Source organism: Agromyces sp. C10, assembly GCF_023217995.1.
Taxonomy (GTDB): domain Bacteria; phylum Actinomycetota; class Actinomycetes; order Actinomycetales; family Microbacteriaceae; genus Agromyces; species Agromyces indicus.
In genome coordinates, this window is the sequence record NZ_JALPSX010000007.1 from 1 (window position 1) to 16,681 (window position 16,681).

Annotated in this window: 16 protein-coding genes; 6 read left to right on the forward strand and 10 right to left on the reverse strand. The window is 71.6% G+C overall.

Going from position 1 to position 16,681, the window contains the following annotated elements:
* Window position 1: 1 nt before the first annotated feature.
* The 3 genes from M1L56_RS09135 to M1L56_RS09145 form a co-directional block, all read right to left on the reverse strand.
* Entirely contained in the window at window positions 2–1,462 is a 1,461-nt protein-coding gene (locus tag M1L56_RS09135) for an MFS transporter (protein ID WP_248598978.1), read from the reverse strand.
* Window positions 1,463–1,601: 139 nt separating this feature from the next.
* Entirely contained in the window at window positions 1,602–2,390 is a 789-nt protein-coding gene (locus M1L56_RS09140; protein ID WP_248598979.1) for an endonuclease/exonuclease/phosphatase family protein, read from the reverse strand.
* 168 nt (window positions 2,391–2,558) lie between these two features.
* The gene (locus M1L56_RS09145) at window positions 2,559–3,452 is read right to left on the reverse strand and encodes a serine protein kinase RIO (protein ID WP_248599137.1); all 894 of its coding nucleotides are present in this window, start codon (window positions 3,450–3,452) and stop codon (window positions 2,559–2,561) included.
* Window positions 3,453–3,776: 324 nt separating this feature from the next.
* Between M1L56_RS09145 and M1L56_RS09150 the strand changes: the two genes are divergently transcribed.
* Window positions 3,777–5,384, forward strand: a complete 1,608-nt coding sequence (locus M1L56_RS09150) for an MFS transporter (RefSeq protein ID WP_248598980.1) — start codon at window positions 3,777–3,779, stop codon at window positions 5,382–5,384.
* Window positions 5,385–5,426: 42 nt separating this feature from the next.
* Here M1L56_RS09150 and M1L56_RS09155 read toward each other — a convergent pair whose 3' ends face one another.
* The 5 genes from M1L56_RS09155 to M1L56_RS09175 all read right to left on the reverse strand — a co-directional run bounded on the left by M1L56_RS09155 (window position 5,427) and on the right by M1L56_RS09175 (window position 10,659).
* Window positions 5,427–6,005, reverse strand: a complete 579-nt coding sequence (locus M1L56_RS09155) for a hypothetical protein (protein WP_248598981.1) — start codon at window positions 6,003–6,005, stop codon at window positions 5,427–5,429.
* A gap of 43 nt (window positions 6,006–6,048) precedes the next feature.
* Window positions 6,049–7,359: a 23S rRNA (adenine(2503)-C(2))-methyltransferase RlmN gene (gene rlmN / locus M1L56_RS09160; RefSeq protein WP_248598982.1), complete on the reverse strand. Its 1,311-nt coding sequence runs from the start codon at window positions 7,357–7,359 to the stop codon at window positions 6,049–6,051.
* A 72-nt stretch (window positions 7,360–7,431) separates the two neighbouring features.
* On the reverse strand, window positions 7,432–8,955 hold the full coding sequence (locus tag M1L56_RS09165; RefSeq protein ID WP_248598983.1) for a M1 family metallopeptidase: 1,524 nt from the start codon (window positions 8,953–8,955) through the stop codon (window positions 7,432–7,434).
* A gap of 171 nt (window positions 8,956–9,126) precedes the next feature.
* Window positions 9,127–9,678 carry a hypothetical protein gene (locus M1L56_RS09170; protein ID WP_248598984.1) on the reverse strand — a complete coding sequence of 184 codons (552 nt, stop codon included), beginning with the start codon at window positions 9,676–9,678 and terminating at the stop codon, window positions 9,127–9,129.
* Between the two features lie 228 nt (window positions 9,679–9,906).
* Window positions 9,907–10,659, reverse strand: a complete 753-nt coding sequence (locus M1L56_RS09175; protein ID WP_248598985.1) for a hypothetical protein — start codon at window positions 10,657–10,659, stop codon at window positions 9,907–9,909.
* Between the two features lie 411 nt (window positions 10,660–11,070).
* Here M1L56_RS09175 and dnaK point away from each other — a divergent pair, with 411 nt between their 5' ends.
* From dnaK to M1L56_RS09200, 5 genes are all read left to right on the forward strand, one after another.
* Window positions 11,071–12,948, forward strand: a complete 1,878-nt coding sequence (dnaK, locus tag M1L56_RS09180) for a molecular chaperone DnaK (protein WP_067949528.1) — start codon at window positions 11,071–11,073, stop codon at window positions 12,946–12,948.
* A 2-nt stretch (window positions 12,949–12,950) separates the two neighbouring features.
* Window positions 12,951–13,622 (forward strand): nucleotide exchange factor GrpE, encoded by a 672-nt coding sequence (locus M1L56_RS09185; protein WP_248598986.1) that lies wholly within the window; start codon window positions 12,951–12,953, stop codon window positions 13,620–13,622.
* 127 nt (window positions 13,623–13,749) lie between these two features.
* Window positions 13,750–14,745: a DnaJ C-terminal domain-containing protein gene (locus tag M1L56_RS09190; RefSeq protein ID WP_067949526.1), complete on the forward strand. Its 996-nt coding sequence runs from the start codon at window positions 13,750–13,752 to the stop codon at window positions 14,743–14,745.
* Window positions 14,745–15,167 (forward strand): heat shock protein transcriptional repressor HspR, encoded by a 423-nt coding sequence (locus tag M1L56_RS09195; protein WP_248598987.1) that lies wholly within the window; start codon window positions 14,745–14,747, stop codon window positions 15,165–15,167. The genes M1L56_RS09190 and M1L56_RS09195 overlap by 1 nt, the downstream gene beginning before the upstream one ends.
* A 111-nt stretch (window positions 15,168–15,278) precedes the next feature.
* Complete coding sequence (locus M1L56_RS09200; protein WP_248598988.1) at window positions 15,279–16,061, forward strand: EAL domain-containing protein; 783 nt, start codon at window positions 15,279–15,281, stop codon at window positions 16,059–16,061.
* Here M1L56_RS09200 and M1L56_RS09205 read toward each other — a convergent pair.
* Complete coding sequence (locus M1L56_RS09205; RefSeq protein WP_248598989.1) at window positions 16,046–16,318, reverse strand: hypothetical protein; 273 nt, start codon at window positions 16,316–16,318, stop codon at window positions 16,046–16,048. The two genes, M1L56_RS09200 and M1L56_RS09205, sit on opposite strands and share 16 nt — an antisense overlap.
* Before the next feature lie 41 nt (window positions 16,319–16,359).
* Entirely contained in the window at window positions 16,360–16,674 is a 315-nt protein-coding gene (locus M1L56_RS09210) for a hypothetical protein (RefSeq protein ID WP_067949519.1), read from the reverse strand.
* Window positions 16,675–16,681 lie beyond the last annotated feature (7 nt).

Below are 16,681 nucleotides of genomic sequence, written 5' to 3' on the forward strand. Positions count from 1 at the left end.
GCTAGCCGTCGGAGCGGGGCACTGAGGACGGGGTCGCGTGCGCGGCATCCGCGACCCGCTTCGGCAGCCGCACGAACAGCATCATCACGAACCCGGCCGCGAGGACGAGCGCGATGCCCAGGATGCCCCAGTACTGCGCGCCGAACACCGCGATGAATCCCGCCCACGCGAGCGGTGCGAGGAAGCTCGCCGCGCGGCCAGTGGTCGCGTACAGCCCGAAGATCTCACCCTCGCGTCCGGCCGGGGTCACCCGGGCGAGGAACGACCGGCTCGCGGCCTGGGCGGGCCCCACGAGGGCCGACAGGAACAGGCCGAACACCCAGAACACCGTCTTGCCGGCGTCGTGTGCGACGAAGACGACGACCGCCGAGACGATCAGCCCGCCGAGGGTCGCGAGGATCACGGCCCGCGGACCGAACCGGTCGTCGAGCCGGCCGACCACGATCGTCGACACGCCCGCCACCACGTTGGCGGCGACGCCGAAGATCACGACCTCGTTGAACGAGAAGCCGAACGTGATGCTCGCGATCACCGCGCCGAATGTGAAGACGCCCGCGAGCCCGTCGCGGTACACCGCGCTCGCCAGCAGGAACCAGAACGTCGGACGCGCCTCGCGCCAGAGCCGGGCGATGTCCCGCCCGAGCACCACGTAGCTGCGGAAGAAGCCGACGCGCTCGCGGCCCGGTGCGGCCGGGGCCTCGGGCACGTTGAGGAAGATCGGCAGCGAGAACACCACCGTCCAGATCGCGCAGAACAGCGCCACGAGCCGGATGTTGAGCCCGCCGTCGGTCGGGATGCCGAACCAGTCGGCGAAGTCGGCCACGACGACCAGCGCGAGCACCACGATGCCGCCGAGGTAGCCGAAGCCCCAGCCGAGCCCGCTCACGCGACCCACCGTGCGCGCGTTCGACACCTGCACGAGCATGGCGTTGTAGTTCACGCCCGCGATCTCCTGGAACACCGTGCCGGCCGCGAGCAGCCCCGCCCCCAGCCAGAAGAAGCGCCAGTCCGCCTCGACGAACACCATCATCGCCTGGCAGAGCACCACCCCGCCCGTGGCGAGGGCCAGCCAGAACTTGCGCCGGCCCGCGGCATCCGCTCGCTGCCCCAGCACCGGCGCGAGCACCGCGATGAGGATGCCGCCGAGGCCGACCGCGAGCCCCAGCTGCGACGAGAGCTCGGCGAGGCCGCGCTCGTACGCGGGATCGTCGGGCGACAGCCCGGCCACCTGCGGCGCGAGGAACAGGGCGCTCGTGAGGTACACCGAGAAGACGAACGTCGTGATGACGGAGTTGAACGGCTGCGTCGCCCAGTCCCACAGCGCCCACGACCACACCTGCCGGCGCGGCACGGGCCGGTCGCCGGCGAGCTCGAGGCCGGTGATGACCCGCAGCTCGCCGGTCGAGAGGTGCGGGGCGGTCGCGGTCGAGGCGCGCTCCGCCGGGGGCTGTGGGTCGGTCATGGGGGCAGTCTTCCGGCGCGGGGTGAACGGGCGGTGACGGCGCGCCCGGCCGGGCCGATCCGCGTCGATCCCGTGCAGGCTAGCGGCTCGGAGCACCCGGGCGGAAGTGGTCGCGAGCACCGCCCGACCGGTGTGCGCGTCACCGCGGCGGGAGGCGCACGTCGGCCGTCACCATGAAGTGGTCGCTCGGGAAGAGCCCGCCGATCGGCTCATCGACGATCGATGCGGCCTCCACGACGGCGCCGGATCCGTTGGCGATGAGGATGTGGTCGATCCGCCGATCCATCTCCTTCACCGCCTCGAGCGGTGCGAACGGAACCGCCGAGCTCAGCGTCACCGCATCCGCTGCACCGCCGGCGATCGCCCAGGCATCCACCGCCACCGGCGCCAGCGGCGCGAACTCGGCCTGGGAGACGTCGCAGTTGAGGTCGGCGAGGAGGAACGTCGGCGGCGCCTGGTCGGGCGCGCCGATCAACTCGGCGAGCCGCGTCGTCTGGGCGAGGTGGTCGTCGGCGTACGCCGGTTCCCATTCGGTGGCCGCGACCACGACGCGGAACGGCGTCTCGGGGTGCGCGATCCGCGCCTCGAGGGCGACCGGGGCGACCTGCCGGTGGCTCACGGGCAGCTCGTGCTCCACGGTGCCGGCGATCGGCCACCGGCTGACGAGGCCCACGCCCATCCGCACCCCTGCCTGGTCGTCGTGCTCCGGCGGCTCCGGCACCGGCGGCAGCGACGGGCCCGCGAAGGCGGCGTGCATCCCGAGGTGCGCGGCGATGCGATCGGCCTGCGACTCCGTCCGGGTCGCCCAGCACTCCTGCAGGCCGAGCACGTCCGGGGCGACGCGTTCGAGCGTCGCCAGGATCCCGCGCTCGCGCGCCCGCCAGTCGGGCGCGAACCGCCAGAGCACGTTCCACGTCGCGAGTCGCATGCGCGGCAGCGTAGGCGCGAGCGCCGAGGATCGCGAGCCCCTTGCGCCGCCCGGGTCGCCTGGGTGCGAGCCCGGCGGACGGGAATCGTCGGATCGGCGATCCGGTACCGACGATTCCCGTCCGACCTGTGCTCGGCGGCGTCCAACCAGACGAGCGGATGCCGCGCCTCAGCCGGTCACGTCGCCGACGAGCTGCGCGAACAGGTCCTCGGCGTCGCACTCGAGCCGCTGCCGCGTGAACCAGTCGCACACGTTGACGCAGTCGCGGTGCAGCAGGTCGAATCCGTTCGGGTTCGCGACGACGTCGACCACCTGCGGCAGATCGATCGCGACCACGCGTTCCCGGTGCACGAGCAGGTTGTACGGCGAGAGGTCGCCGTGCGCGAGGCCCGCGAACGCGAGCGTGTGCATGAAGTCCACGACCTGGTGGAACAGGTCGCGCAGCTCGTCGCGCGAGGCGCGGACCTGCGCGAGCCGCGGCGCCGCCACCCGCCCCTCGCCGATGAACTCCATGAGCACCTCGGTCTCGCCGACCTGCACGGGATACGGGACGGCCGCGCCGAGCTCGGCCAGCCGGCTGAGCGCGGCGAACTCGGCGTACGCCCACTCGGTGCGCGCGACCTCGCGGCCGTACGACGACGAGCGCTGCACGGCGCGCACGTCACGGCTGCGGCGCGGCGCCGCGCGGCCCTCGGTGTACACCGCCGAGCGATGGAACATCCGATGTTCGGTGCCGCGATAGCGCTTCGCGGCGAGGAGCGTGCGGTTGCCGGGCACCTCGGGCGGCGCACCCGGCACCGCGCGTTCGATGAGCCAGAGGTCGGCCTCCTTGCCGGTCTTCACGATGCCGAGTTCGGTGTCGATCGCGGCGGCGGAGGTGACGACCCAGTCGGGGCGCGGGAGAGGCCCGCGCTCGCTGGGCTGGGTGGCCGGCCAGGTGGACCAGCGCTGGTCCTCGCCCGGCTCGACGTCGGCGAAGGCGAGGTCGTGGGCGAACGCCGCGGCGAGCGGCGTGGCGGATGCCGCGCGGCGCGCGGCGGAATCGTCGAGTGACGACAGCATGTTCACGGTGGTTCTCCGAGATCGTGGAGGCCACCGTCGCGGATGCTAGCGGGCGGCCTCGCAGGGAAGGGTGTCTGCGATACGCGCGACAAGGACGGTGTTCATCGCTCACTCCTTCCGGTCTCGGCCCGCTGGGCGCTCGTGCTCGCCTCGATCGAGGCGACGGATGCCGCGTGGCGCGGCCCGCACGAGCATACGCCCGTGCCGCGGCATCCGTCCAGACCCCGGGGTCGCGGATCAGCGCTCACGCTTCGCGGCCCGCTCCCGAGCGAGCGGGAGGCCGTTGGTCCCTGGGGGCGCCGTACGCGCGTGCTCTGATGAGGCATGACCACGCCGACGAGCGGGCCCGACGCGCCCGCGGCATCCGGGATCGAGCCCTTCAACGGTCGGCTCGCCATCCTGCTCGCGATGGCGATGTTCGTGCTCGTCGTCGACACGTCGATCATGAACGTGTCGATCTCGGCGGTCGTGCGCGACCTCGGGACCACGGCGAGCGGCGTGCAGGGCGCGATCGCGCTCGAGGCGCTCGTCTCCGCGGCGTTCATCCTCATCGGCGGCAAGGCGGGCGACCTCATCGGCCGAAAGCTCGCGTACGTCCTCGGACTGCTGGGTTACGCGATCGGCGCCGTCGCGATGACCCTCGCCCAGGGCCTCACCGCGATCATCGTGTTCTGGGCGGTCATCGGCGGCATCGGCGCCTCGCTGCTGCTGCCGTCGATGCAGTCGCTCATCCACGGCAACTTCACCGGCGCCCACCAGAAGCGGGTCTACGCGCTCGTCGGGGCCTCCGCCGCGATCGCCGCCGCCGTCGGCCCCCTCATCGGCGGGTTCATCACCACGTTCCTGTCCTGGCGCGTCGGCTTCCTGATGGAGGCGGTCATCATCGCGATCGTCCTGTCCGGCATCCGTCTCGTGAAGGACGTGCCTTACACGGGTTCGCGCGCGGTCGACTGGGTGGGGGCGCTGCTCTCGGTCGTCGGCATGGGCGGGGTCGTGCTCGGCATCCTCGTCTGGCAGGAGGGTGGCGCCTACGTCGGCGTGCTCATCGGCGTCGGCGCCGTCGCGCTCGCCGGCTTCGTCTGGTGGCTCCGCGATCGCAAGCGCCGGAAGCGGGCGACGCTCATCGACCGCGCGCTGTTCGAGTCGAAGCCCTTCCGATTCGGCGCGAGCGGCCAGCTCCTGCAGCAGGTCGCGCTCGGCGGAACCATGATCGTGCTGCCGCTCTACCTGCAGATGGTGCTCGAGTACAACGCGCTGTGGGCGGGGCTGTCGATCGCGCCGCTGTCGCTCACCATGTTCGTCGTGGCGCTCCTCGCCGGGCGTCGCGGTCGCGGCCGGCCCGCGAACGTCATCCTGCTCGGGTTCGCCCTGCTCGTCGTCGGCGTCGCGATCCTCATGCCGATCGTCCCGCGCGCGGACTCCGGCTGGTGGCTGCTGCTGCCGCTCGTCGTCGCCGGCGCCGGCCTCGGCCTGCTCGTCTCGCAGCTGAACAACTACACGCTCTCGCCGATCTCCGACGAGCGCGTGAGCGAGGCCGCGGGCGTGAACTCCGCCGCCGGATCGTTCGGCCTGTCGTTCGGCATCGCCTTCGCCGGCGCGATCATGCTCGCCACTCTCTCGTTCACGTTCACCGCGAGAGCGGATGCCAGCACCGTGCTGTCCGACGAGCAACAGCAGCAGGTGGCCGCCGTGCTCGAGGAGGACGCCCAGCTCGTCTCCAACACCGGCCTCGAGGAACTCCTCGCCGACGAACCCGAGGACGTGCAGGACGAGATCCTCGCGATCAACACCGAGGCCCGGCACATCGCACTGCAGGTCGCCCTGCTCGTGCCGCTGTTCGCCGGACTCCTCGGCATCCTCAACGCGCTCAGGATGCGACGCCAGCCCGACCCGAAGCCGTCCGCGGCGGCGGAGGGGGTGCTCGGCGGGTGAGCCGCAGGCCTGGGTGAGCCGTCCCGCGCTCGCCGTCCCGCGCTAGCCCGACTGGGCGAGCTGGACGAGGAAGTCGGCCGAGGTGGTGAAGTACGTCACGCCGTCGACGTGCGCCATGACGGGGATGTAGTTCGGGTCGTAGTCCGGCGGGGCCTCGAGTGCGCCGGGAAGCGGGTAGCCGGTCTCGACCCACCCGGACCCCTGCAGCCCGGCCGAACGCGCCTGCCACGCGGCATCCGTCTCGGACAGGATCGTGAACCAGACGCCGAGGTCGCCGTCGCCGAGCCAGGTGCACGACAACCCGCCGTCGGCGGCGAGCTCGGCGGCGGCCGGACCGAAGGGCTCGGAGCGGTCCGCGCGGTACTCCAGCCCGTCGGCTTCGAGGCGCGCGGCGTCCTCGGTCGCGAGCACGTTCTCGCAGGTGATCTCCTCGCCGGACGACGTGGTCGGCGCGGGCGCCGCGCTCGCGGTCGGGCTCACCGAGCCGGCGGACCCGGACGCGCTCGGGGGCGCACTGCCGGTGGGGCGCGACGCGGGCGGGGCGGGCTCCGCGACGCATCCGGTGAGGAGGCCCAGGACGAGCCCCGCGCCGGCGAGCGCCGGAAGCGACGTTCGGATCATGGCGGTAGCGTACCCGCGGCTCCGGATCGGGCAGGTGAAGCGGTCAGGCGCGGGCGGCGACCGCCTCGTCCTCCTCGGTCGCGACGAGCTGCCCGCAGGCGCCGTCGATCTCCTTGCCGCGCGTGTCGCGGATCGTGGTGGGGATGCCGGCGGCCGTGAGGCGACGCACGAACTCCTGCTGCACGTCGACCTCGGACGCGGTCCAGATCGAGCCGGGCGTCGGGTTCAGTGGAATCGGGTTGACGTGCACCCACCCGTGGCCGCGCTCGTTGAGCTTCTCGGCGAGCAGGTCGGCGCGCCATCCGTGGTCGTTCATGTCCTTGATGAGGGCGTACTCGATCGACACGCGCCGGCCGGTCTTCTCGAAGTACTCGCGTGCGGCATCGAGCGCCTCGTCGACCTTCCAGCGCGAGTTCACCGGGATGAGTTCGTCGCGCAGCCCGTCGTCGGGCGCGTGCAGGCTGAGCGCGAACGTGACGGGCACGTGCTCGTCGGCGAGCTTGCGGATGGCGGGCACGAGGCCGACCGTCGAGACGGTGATGTTGCGGGCCGACATGCCGAGGCCGTTCGGCGCGGGCGCGGCCATGGTGCGCACGGCCCGCATGAGCCGGGCGTAGTTCGCGAGCGGCTCGCCCATTCCCATGAACACGATGTTCGAGACGCGCTCGGGCGTGCCGTCGTCGGCGCGCTTGCCGTGCAGCGCACCCGAGGCGATGACGCGGTTCGCGGCGACGACCTGGTCGAGGATCTCGGCGGCCGACATGTTGCGCGTGAGGCCCGCCTGGCCGGTCGCGCAGAACGGGCAGTTCATGCCGCAGCCGGCCTGGCTCGACACGCACAGCGTGATGCGGCCCGGGTAGCGCATGAGCACCGACTCGACGAGCGCACCGTCGTGCAGCTTCCAGAGGAACTTGATCGTGTCGCCGCGGTCGGTCTCGAGGCGCTTCACCTCGGTGAGCAGCGGCGGCAGCAGCCCGGCGACGAGCTCCTCGCGGCCCTCAGCCGGGAGGTCGGTCATCTCGGCGGGGTCGGTGGTCCAGCGCGTGAAGTAGTGGCGGGCGACCTGCTTGAGCCGGAACGCGGGCACGCCGAGCTCGTCGGCCTTCGCCTTCCACTCCTCGGGTGCGAGGTCGGCGAGGTGGGCGGGCGGCTTGCCGCGCTTCGGCGACGCGAACTGCAGCAGCGGGCGGCCGTCGGCGTCCTTCGCCTGCTGCCATCCCTCGGTCTTCGGCCGCACCTGGCGGGGCTTGGTCGAGCGGATGCCGGTGCTGCGCGTCTCGCGCACGGCGCCGTCGCGCGGGGTCGCCGCCGGCTCCGCGATGCGGGCAGGGGTGTCGGGCGCGTCGGTCGGCATCCCTCCAGCGTACGCGGAGGCGCCCGAGCATCCGCTGGATGCCCGGGCGCCCCGGTCGTGCGTGCCCGCCCGCTACGGCGCGACGGTCCAGGTGGCCGGCGGCTTCACCTGGTCGTACAGCCACGTCTGGAAGAACACGTCGAGGTCCTTGCCCGAGACCTCTTCGTAGATGGCCTGGAAGTCCTCCGACGTGCCCGCCGAGTCGTCGTACCGCTCGAGCCAGAGCTTCGCGGCGTTGAAGAAGGCGGTGTCGCCGACCTCGAGTCGCAGCGCGTGGAGCGTGGCCGCGCCCTTGTCGTAGACCTGCGGGGCGAAGAGACCCATCGGACCCGGATCGCCGATCTGGAAGGCCCAGTACGCCGCGTTGCGCGCCGGGGCGTACCAGTTGTTGTACGCCGTCTGCGCGGTACGGATGCCGCGATGCTCGTTCCACATCCACGTCGCGTACGTCGCCCAACCCTCGTTGAGCCAGATGTCCTGCCACCGCTCCGGGCTCACGGCATTGCCGAACCACTGATGGGCGAGTTCGTGCGCGACGGTGCCCTCGCTGGCCTGCGTGGAGTAGACCGGGCGAGTCTGCGTCTCGAGCGCGTACGCGATCGAGTCGTTGTCGACGATCGAGCCGTACGCCACGAAGGGATATGCGCCGAACTTCGACTCGAAGAAGTCGATCATCGCGACCTGGCGGCCGAGGCTCGCGTTGGTCGTCGTGAGTCGAGTCGAGGTCAGCTTGGTGTCGACCGCGTCGATGATCGGCACGCCGCTCGTCGAGTAGTAGGTGGGACGCAGGTCGAAGTCCCCGACCGAGGCCGTCGTCAGGTAGCTCGCCTGCTGGTCGGGTGCATCCCAGAACCAGGTCGTCCAGCCGTCGGCCGTCTCCTGCGGCTTCGGCTGGATCCCGTTCGCGACCGCGACCTTGCCCGCGGGGACCGTGATGGCGAAGCTGTAGGTCGCCTTGTCGGTCTGGTGGTCGCTCACCGGGTACCACGTCATCGAGCCCTCCGGCTCGCTCGCCACCATCGCGCCATCGCGCATGGTGACCCAGCCGTACAGCGAGTCCTCGATGTCCGTCGGCCGCGTGGTCGCGCCGCCATACTCGATCACGAGCTTCACCGCCTGGCCCGCCTTGATCTTCGGCCGCGGCTGGATCGTGAGCTCCCAGCTTCGTTGCGCGTCGTCCTGCACGTGCCAGTACGCGGCACCGTCGACGACCTGACCGGCCAGGGGCGGCTCGATCCCGGTCGCCGCCTTGCCGTTCACCGTGACCGAGCGGACATCCATTCCCCGCAGATCGAGGTTGAACCGGTCGAGGTCCTGCGTGGCGACGAGGTCGATCGTGGCGACACCGTCGAACTGACCCGACAGCGGCGCGGGGGATGGGGCGGGCGGTGCGTAGCGGATGGCGAGATCGTAGTGCTGGACGTCGTATCCGCCGTTGCCGGCGAAGGGGAAGTACGCGTCGCCGACGCCCGAAGCGCCGGCCGTGTATCGCGGTCCCGCATTGTCGGGACCCTTGCCCGGGGCCGCCGCGGCCGCCGTCGCGCCGAATGCGCCGAGGACCACCATCGCGGCGGTCGCCCCGCCGATCAACCTCATCCTGTGCCGAATCATGCTCACCCTTTCCTGATGCCGGTGGCTGCACCCTATGAGAAAGCGTTTGGCGCGCAACAGACCCCCGAGCGGGGAAGTGCGCAGGTTTCCGGCGTCCTTCAGCGCGTCACGCCTGATCCGTGCGTGGGTGCCGATTCGGACAGCGTTTTCGAAGGGTCAGCTCGCCGGACGGACCCACTGCGCGAAATCGGGCGCGCTGACCCACGTGATCGTCCCGTCGGCGAGCACCACGATCGGGCTCACGCCGCTGCCCGGCTCGGCCGGGCCCGTCCACGCGCCGGCCACGGGCCCGTCGGCCTGCGCATAGCCGGCCTCGGCGAGGGCGGTCGTCCACCCGCCCTCGTCCACGCCGGTCGCGTGGGCGAGGGCCAGCATGATGTCGGTCTGCGGCTTCACCCACGCGCAGGCGATCCCGCCGTCCTCGACGATCCGCTGGGCGACCGGGTCGATCGGGTCGGGATTGCGCGTTTCGAGCCCGTCGGCCTCGAGCTTCGCGTACGCGTCGGGCGCGAGCACGTCCTCGCAGCTCGCGCCGATCGCGGGCTGTTCCGTGGTCGTCGGCTCCGTGGTCGGCTCGGGCGAGGCGGCGGCCGGCGTCGTGGGCGCCGCCGTCTCGGCGGGGTCGTCGCCCGCACAGGCGGCGAGGCCCAGTGAGAGTGCCAGTGCAGCGGATGCCGCGAGCACGCGCGGCGCGAGGGTCCGAGTCATGCGCCTCACCGTATCGCCCGCGCCCCGCACCGACGTCGGTGCGTCCCCGAGAAGTCGGCACCGCGGCATCCGTCGGCTCTAGCTCGCACGAACGCCCCGCCAGCCGCGGCCGCGCAGCGCGCGTTCGAGTTGGTCGAGGGCCCGCTCCATCGGCAGCCGGCGCCCGACCCGGATCACGATCCACCCGTCTGCGGCGAGGTCGTTGAGCCGTTCGACGTCTCGGTGGAACTACGCGTCGTCGCCGCGGTGCTGCTCGCCGTCGTACTCGAGCAGCACCCCGTACGCGCGGAAGACGAGGTCGCCGTGCGCGGTCCACCCCGCGCTCAGCGGGATCGGCGCATTGAGCTCCGGCTCGGGGAAGCCGGCGCGTACCACCTGCAGCCGCAGCCGGGTCTCCCGCGGCGACGCCGCACCCGGCCGGAGGTCGAGCCGTGCCGCATCCCGCGCGCTCGTCCCGCGTCCGCCGCGATGCCGCTCGATCGCCGCGTCGAGCTCGTCGGCCGAGACGAGCGGGCGGGGCCAGCCGAGCAGCCGGTCTCCGGCGGCGACGAGGTCGTCGTGGGACAGCGCGGTCGCGAGCTGGCACCACGAGTCGCACGCCGACACCACGGGGAGCCCGCGGACGGCGCCGACCCGGACCCGATCGGCGCGGAGCCGGTGGCCGACCACGCCCGGCACGCGCGGCTCGCGTCCGCGCAGGGCGGAGACGTGCAGCGGCCCCCGTTCCAGCGCGGACGGCAGCGGCACGCCCCACAGCAGGGCGGCCGTGGCGTGGCTGAACACCTGGGTGACGGGCATGCGGGCGGCGAACGCGGCGCAGCGCTCGGCATGGGTCGCCGGGGGGACGGTGGCGCGTACGCCGTGGAAGGGCGCGGAGAGGTCGAGCGCGCGGAGCCGCCCACGCGGGACGCCGAGCTCATCGGCACGCGGCACCGAGAACGGCACTCGGCGGAGTTGCGGCGGGAGGGGGCGCGCCGGCACCGGACCATGCTGCGCGCCGCGCCCACGGCGCACCGGCGCCGAGGCGCGTGCGGTGGGTCCACTCGCCTCATCGCGGCCTGTGCAGGACCGGTCGCCGCTTCGAACCCCCATCGAGTGTCCAATGGATGCCGCCACGGGAGCGTCGCGGCGACATCCATTGGACACTCGCACGCGAGGGCTGAGGCCCGGCCCGGGGGATGGGGCGCAGGGGGAATGCGGACGGGCGAGGTCGGTTGAGTCACATAGGCTCAACTTTCAGCGTCCCGACTTGACATCGAACGGATGCCGCTGCGAGACTTGAGCGGTCGAGGCTCAAGTCTCGACGAGCAGACTTCGGCCGCGGGCGGGCACCGCCGGGCCGATCGCCGCGGGGCGACATCCGAGAACCCCCCGGCAGAAGGAGAGACACACATGTCACGTGCAGTCGGAATCGACCTGGGGACCACCAACTCGGTCGTGAGCGTCCTCGAGGGCGGCGAGCCCGTCGTCATCGCGAACGCCGAGGGCTTCCGCACCACCCCGTCGGTGGTGGCATTCACGAAGGACGGCGAGGTGCTCGTCGGCGAGACCGCCAAGCGCCAGGCCGTGACCAACGTCGATCGCACCATCTCGTCGGTCAAGCGCCACATGGGCACCGACTGGAAGAAGGAGATCGACGGCAAGACCTACACGCCGCAGGAGATCTCGGCGCGCATCCTGCAGAAGCTGAAGCGCGACGCCGAGCAGTACCTGGGCGACACGGTCACCGACGCGGTCATCACCGTGCCGGCGTACTTCAACGACGCGGAGCGCCAGGCGACCAAGGAGGCCGGTGAGATCGCGGGCCTCAACGTGCTCCGCATCATCAACGAGCCCACCGCCGCCGCGCTCGCGTACGGCCTCGACAAGGGCAAGGAGGACGAGCTCATCCTCGTCTTCGACCTCGGTGGCGGCACGTTCGACGTGTCCCTCCTCGAGGTGGGCAAGGACGACGACTTCTCGACCATCCAGGTCCGTGCGACCGCGGGCGACAACCGCCTCGGCGGCGACGACTGGGACCAGCGCATCGTCGAGCACCTGATCAAGCGCTTCAAGGACTCGACGGGTGTCGACGTCTCGAAGGACAAGATCGCCCTCCAGCGCCTCAAGGAGGCCGCGGAGCAGGCCAAGAAGGAGCTCTCGTCGAGCATGTCGACGAGCATCCAGCTGCCCTACCTCTCGCTCACCGAGAACGGCCCGGCCAACCTCGACGAGACGCTCACGCGCGCTCAGTTCGAGAACATGACGAGCGACCTGCTCGACCGCACGAAGAAGCCGTTCGAGGATGTCATCCGCGAGGCCGGCATCAAGGTGGCCGACATCGCGCACGTCGTGCTCGTCGGCGGTTCGACCCGCATGCCCGCCGTCTCCGAGCTCGTGAAGCAGGAGACCGGCAAGGAGCCCAACAAGGGCGTGAACCCGGACGAGGTCGTCGCCGTCGGCGCCGCTCTCCAGGCCGGCGTCCTCAAGGGCGAGCGCAAGGACGTGCTGCTCATCGACGTCACCCCCCTGAGCCTCGGCATCGAGACCAAGGGCGGCATCATGACCAAGCTCATCGAGCGCAACACGGCCATCCCGACCAAGCGGAGCGAGACCTTCACGACCGCCGACGACAACCAGCCGTCGGTCGCGATCCAGGTGTTCCAGGGCGAGCGCGAGTTCACGCGCGACAACAAGCCGCTCGGCACGTTCGAGCTGACCGGCATCGCCCCGGCTCCCCGCGGCATCCCGCAGGTCGAGGTCACCTTCGACATCGACGCGAACGGCATCGTGCACGTGTCGGCGCGCGACAAGGGCACCGGCAAGGAGCAGTCGATGACCATCACCGGCGGCTCGTCGCTGCCGAAGGAGGACATCGACCGGATGGTGCGCGACGCCGAGGAGCACGCGGCGGAGGACAAGAAGCGCCGCGAGTCGGCCGAGACGCGCAACCAGGCGGAGCAGCTCGTCTACTCGATCGAGAAGCTGATCAAGGACAACGAGGACAAGCTCCCGGCCGACGTGAAGAACGAGGTCCAGGGCGACGTCGACGCGCTGAAGACCGCGCTCGCCGGTGACGACGACGACGCGGTGAAGTCGGCGTTCGACAAGCTGAACCAGTCGCAGGGCAAGCTCGGCGAGGCGATCTACGCGCAGGGCCAGCAGGCCGATGCGACCGCCGGCGCCAACCCCGGTGAGGACGCGAACCCGTCCGGCACCGAGGGCTCCGACCAGTCCGACGAGGACGTGGTCGACGCCGAGGTCATCGACGACGAGGACGAGAAGAAGTAGCCATGGCTGACGAGAACCAGAACCACGACGAGCCGATCATCCGCGACAAGCGGCGGATCGACCCCGAGACGGGTCAGGTTCGCAAGCCCGATGCCGACGCCGGTGCCGAGGGGGCGGGCGAGCAGTCCGCCCCCGAGGCGGGGTCGACGGATGCCGCCGGCACGGCCGAGGGTGCTGCACCCGACGTCTCGGACGTGCTCGACGAGGAGGCCCTCACCGTCGACGACATCCTGAACGCCGCGCAGGCCGAGGTCGACGACCCGTCGGCCGAGCACCTCGCCGACCTGAAGCGGGTCACCGCCGAGTACGCGAACTACCGCAAGCGCACCGAGGCGAACCGCGAGGTCGAGCGGGAGCGGGCGATCGGCGCGGCCGTGGCCGTGCTGCTGCCCGTGCTCGACGACCTCGACCGCGCCGAGAAGCACGGCGACCTCGAGGGCGACACCCCGTTCGCGACGATCGCGGCGAAGCTGCGCGCGTCGGTCGAGAAGCTCGGCCTCACGCCGTTCGGCGAGGTGGGCGAGGCGTTCGACCCGCAGCGGCACGAGGCGATCTTCCAGCAGCACTCCGACGAGGTCGAGGTCGACACGGTCGCCGACGTCGTCGAGACCGGGTACCTGCTCGGCAGCACGCTGCTGCGTGCGGCGAAGGTCGTCGTCAAGACGCCCGCGTAGCGGGGCACCGCTGGTCGAGGAGGCCGCCCGCGGCCGTATCGAGACCGGGTCACCCGATCTCGATACGCGCCGCAGGCGGCGCTACTCGATCACCGATCCGCACTAGATTTCGAGGAAGGAGGCGCCGATGGCCAGCCAGGATTGGTTCGACAAGGACTTCTACGCGATCCTCGGCGTCTCCAAGGACGCCAGCGACGCCGACATCAAGAAGGCCTACCGCAAGCTCGCGCGCAAGTACCACCCCGACCAGAACCCGGGGGATGCCGCCGCCGAGTCGAAGTTCAAGGAGATCAGCGAGGCGCACTCCGTGCTCTCCGATCCCGAGGAACGCAAGGAGTACGACGCGGTCCGCGCGATGGGGCAGGGCGCCCGGTTCACCGCGCCCGGCGCCGGCGGCGCCGGCGGCTTCGAGGACGTCTTCGGCGGCATGTTCGGCGGCCCGGGCGGCCGCGGCACGCGCTACACCACCCAGCAGGGCGCCGGCCAGTACGACGACCTGCTGAGCGGCCTCTTCGGCGGCGGCCGGTTCGGCCAGCCCACCGGCGGCTACGGCGGCTTCGGCGGCCCCACCCGCGGGCGTGACGTGACCGCGTCGACGACGCTCGACTTCGTCACCGCCACCAAGGGCGACCGCATCACGCTGCAGACCGCCGAGGGGCGCGAGATCACCGTCAACGTGCCCGCGGGCGTCGCCGACGGCCAGAAGATCCGGCTGCGCGGCAAGGGCCACCCGTCGCCCGACGGCGGCGAGGCCGGCGACATCGTGCTCACCGTCAAGGTGCGCAAGCACCCGGTGTTCGAACGTGACGGGCTCAACCTCCGCGTCAACGTGCCCGTCACCTTCGTCGAGGCCGCGCTCGGCGCCACCATCCAGGTGCCGACGCTCGGCGGCGAGCCGGTCAAGCTGCGCGTCGCGCCGGGCACTCCGAGCGGCCGCGTGCTGCGCGTGAAGGGTCGCGGCGTCGAGACGAAGAAGGGCACGGGCGACCTCCTCGCCGTCGTGCAGGTCGCCGTGCCGTCGCACCTGTCGAAGGAGGCCGAGGAGAAGCTGCGCGAGTTCGCCGCGCTCCTGCCCGACGAGAATCCCCGCGAGGACCTCCTCGCCAAGGCCCGGGGCCACTGATGCAGGTCGACGGCGAGAGCCCCCTGTTCGTGATCTCGGTCGCGGCCGAGCTCGCCGGCATGCACCCGCAGACGCTCCGCCAGTACGACCGCATGGGGCTCGTGTCCCCGAAGCGCACGGCGGGCAAGTCGCGTCGCTACTCGATGCGGGATGTCGCGCAGCTCCGCGAGATCCAGCAGCTCTCGAGCGAGGGCGTGAGCCTCGAGGGCATCCGCCGCATCCTCGGCCTCGAGAACGAGGTCACCGACCTCCGCCAACGCGTCCGCGAGCTGGAGCGCGCGCTCGCCGATGAGATGCTCAACCGGCCCGGGCGCCGGGTCTTCGCCGCCGGGGCCCACGGCGAGGTCGTCTCGCTCAAGGCCGGCACGCGCGTACGGCGCGAGAACGCCGTCGTCGTGTGGCGGCCGCTCGACCGGAGCTGAGGTCGGCGAGCGGATTATAGGGCGCGGAGCGCCTCGTGTCTCGCCTTTGTCCGAAATCGGATGTTGCACGCACAATGGCCGGGGCTCTCGGAGAGCCCGGGGGAGGGTGTCGTGCACGGGAACCAGCGAGTGGTGCGCGACCTGCGGCGTGCCGCGGTGCGCGGCGAGATCGTCGCCGAGTTCCAGTCGCAGGTCGACGCCCGGGACGGGCGCACGGTGGCGGTCGAAGCGCTGAGCCGGTGGCGCCATCCCCAGCGAGGCGTGCTCGGGCCGCAGCACTTCATCCCGATCGCCGAGGAGACCCGGTCGATGGATGCCATCGGCGACGCCATGCTCCGGTGCGCCTGCCGCTTCGCTGCCGACCTGGCCTCCGCGGGACGACGGATCGAGGTCGCCGTCAACGTCGCCGCCGTGCAGCTCGAGCGGGCCGACTTCGCCGATCGGGTGCTCGACCGGCTGCGGACTGACGGCATCCGCCCCGAGCTGCTCATGCTGGAGCTGACCGAGTCTCGACCGTCGCCCGCCGCCGCGGAAGGCAACCTCCGCCGGGTGCGCGACCACGGGGTCGGAGTCTCGCTCGACGATGTGCGATCCGTCGAGGAGGCCGAACTCCGCGCGGGCGCGCTGCCGATCACCGAGCTCAAGGTGGACCGCTCGCTGATCCAGCACGTCACCGAGGAGCGCACGGAGGTCGCTCGACTGGTGCGCTTCGCCCGCGATCGAGGGCTGCGCACGGTCGCCGAGGGCGTCGAGACCGAGCTGCAATGGGAAGCGGTGCGAGAGTTGGGATTCGACCGGGCCCAGGGGTTCCTGTTCGGCCGACCGTCGACGCCCGAACGGATGACCGCCCGCCTCCGGGCGGAAGCGGGCGGTCCGGCTCAGAGCGAGCTGTAGGGATCCGCGAACTCGTCGGGGTCCTGCCCCGACGACGTCCCGGACGCGTCGCCGGAATCGCCGATGTCGAGCTGGGTCCAGCTCACCGGCATCCCCGGCGAGAAGAGGATGTCGATTCCCGGGCCGCCTCGAAGCGGGGGGATGGTGACGTATCCGCCGCCGCCCTGGATGGCGGCGAGGATCTGCGCGCGAAGCTCATCGATGGGGTCGGGCAGGAAGTAGTCTTTGCCGTCGACCGTCAGCCGGTGGATCTTCAAGGGATGCTCCGTTCTCTCGTTCCGTCGTCGGGGGTGCGGTGTCAGGGTCCGGCGGCGTCGGCCGGCTCGGGCACCCATTGGAGCCCGGCGCGGCTGTTCGCGCTGTCCATCAGCATCTCGAGCCAGGCCCGGTTGAGCTTGGGTGCGCGATTGCCGCTGAAGCGGAAGTGCACCTGCGCTGCGGGGCTGATCCAGATCACGCTGCGGCCGCTGCCGCGCTCCATCCCGTGGCTCCAGGTGAACATGAACTGCTCGCCGCGTTGCAGCTTCGCCGCGATGACGAATTGCAGGTGCGCGAGCGTGCGGTCCTCGATCTCGAACTCCGAGATCCGCTGACCGTAGATCAGGGTGCCCATCCCGTTC

What these genes read in the sequence shown, in the direction of transcription:
- M1L56_RS09155 (WP_248598981.1), bottom strand. Translation starts at nt 6,005, where the DNA reads ATGATCCGAACGTCGCTTCCGGCGCTCGCCGGCGCGGGGCTCGTCCTG.
- M1L56_RS09135 (WP_248598978.1), bottom strand. Translation starts at nt 1,462, where the DNA reads ATGACCGACCCACAGCCCCCGGCGGAGCGCGCCTCGACCGCGACCGCC.
- M1L56_RS09170 (WP_248598984.1), bottom strand. Translation starts at nt 9,678, where the DNA reads ATGACTCGGACCCTCGCGCCGCGCGTGCTCGCGGCATCCGCTGCACTG.
- M1L56_RS09185 (WP_248598986.1), top strand. Translation starts at nt 12,951, where the DNA reads ATGGCTGACGAGAACCAGAACCACGACGAGCCGATCATCCGCGACAAG.
- M1L56_RS09145 (WP_248599137.1), bottom strand. Translation starts at nt 3,452, where the DNA reads ATGCTGTCGTCACTCGACGATTCCGCCGCGCGCCGCGCGGCATCCGCC.
- rlmN (WP_248598982.1), bottom strand. Translation starts at nt 7,359, where the DNA reads ATGCCGACCGACGCGCCCGACACCCCTGCCCGCATCGCGGAGCCGGCG.
- M1L56_RS09190 (WP_067949526.1), top strand. Translation starts at nt 13,750, where the DNA reads ATGGCCAGCCAGGATTGGTTCGACAAGGACTTCTACGCGATCCTCGGC.
- M1L56_RS09210 (WP_067949519.1), bottom strand. Translation starts at nt 16,674, where the DNA reads ATGGGCACCCTGATCTACGGTCAGCGGATCTCGGAGTTCGAGATCGAG.
- M1L56_RS09165 (WP_248598983.1), bottom strand. Translation starts at nt 8,955, where the DNA reads ATGAGGTTGATCGGCGGGGCGACCGCCGCGATGGTGGTCCTCGGCGCA.
- M1L56_RS09195 (WP_248598987.1), top strand. Translation starts at nt 14,745, where the DNA reads ATGCAGGTCGACGGCGAGAGCCCCCTGTTCGTGATCTCGGTCGCGGCC.
- dnaK (WP_067949528.1), top strand. Translation starts at nt 11,071, where the DNA reads ATGTCACGTGCAGTCGGAATCGACCTGGGGACCACCAACTCGGTCGTG.
- M1L56_RS09150 (WP_248598980.1), top strand. Translation starts at nt 3,777, where the DNA reads ATGACCACGCCGACGAGCGGGCCCGACGCGCCCGCGGCATCCGGGATC.
- M1L56_RS09140 (WP_248598979.1), bottom strand. Translation starts at nt 2,390, where the DNA reads ATGCGACTCGCGACGTGGAACGTGCTCTGGCGGTTCGCGCCCGACTGG.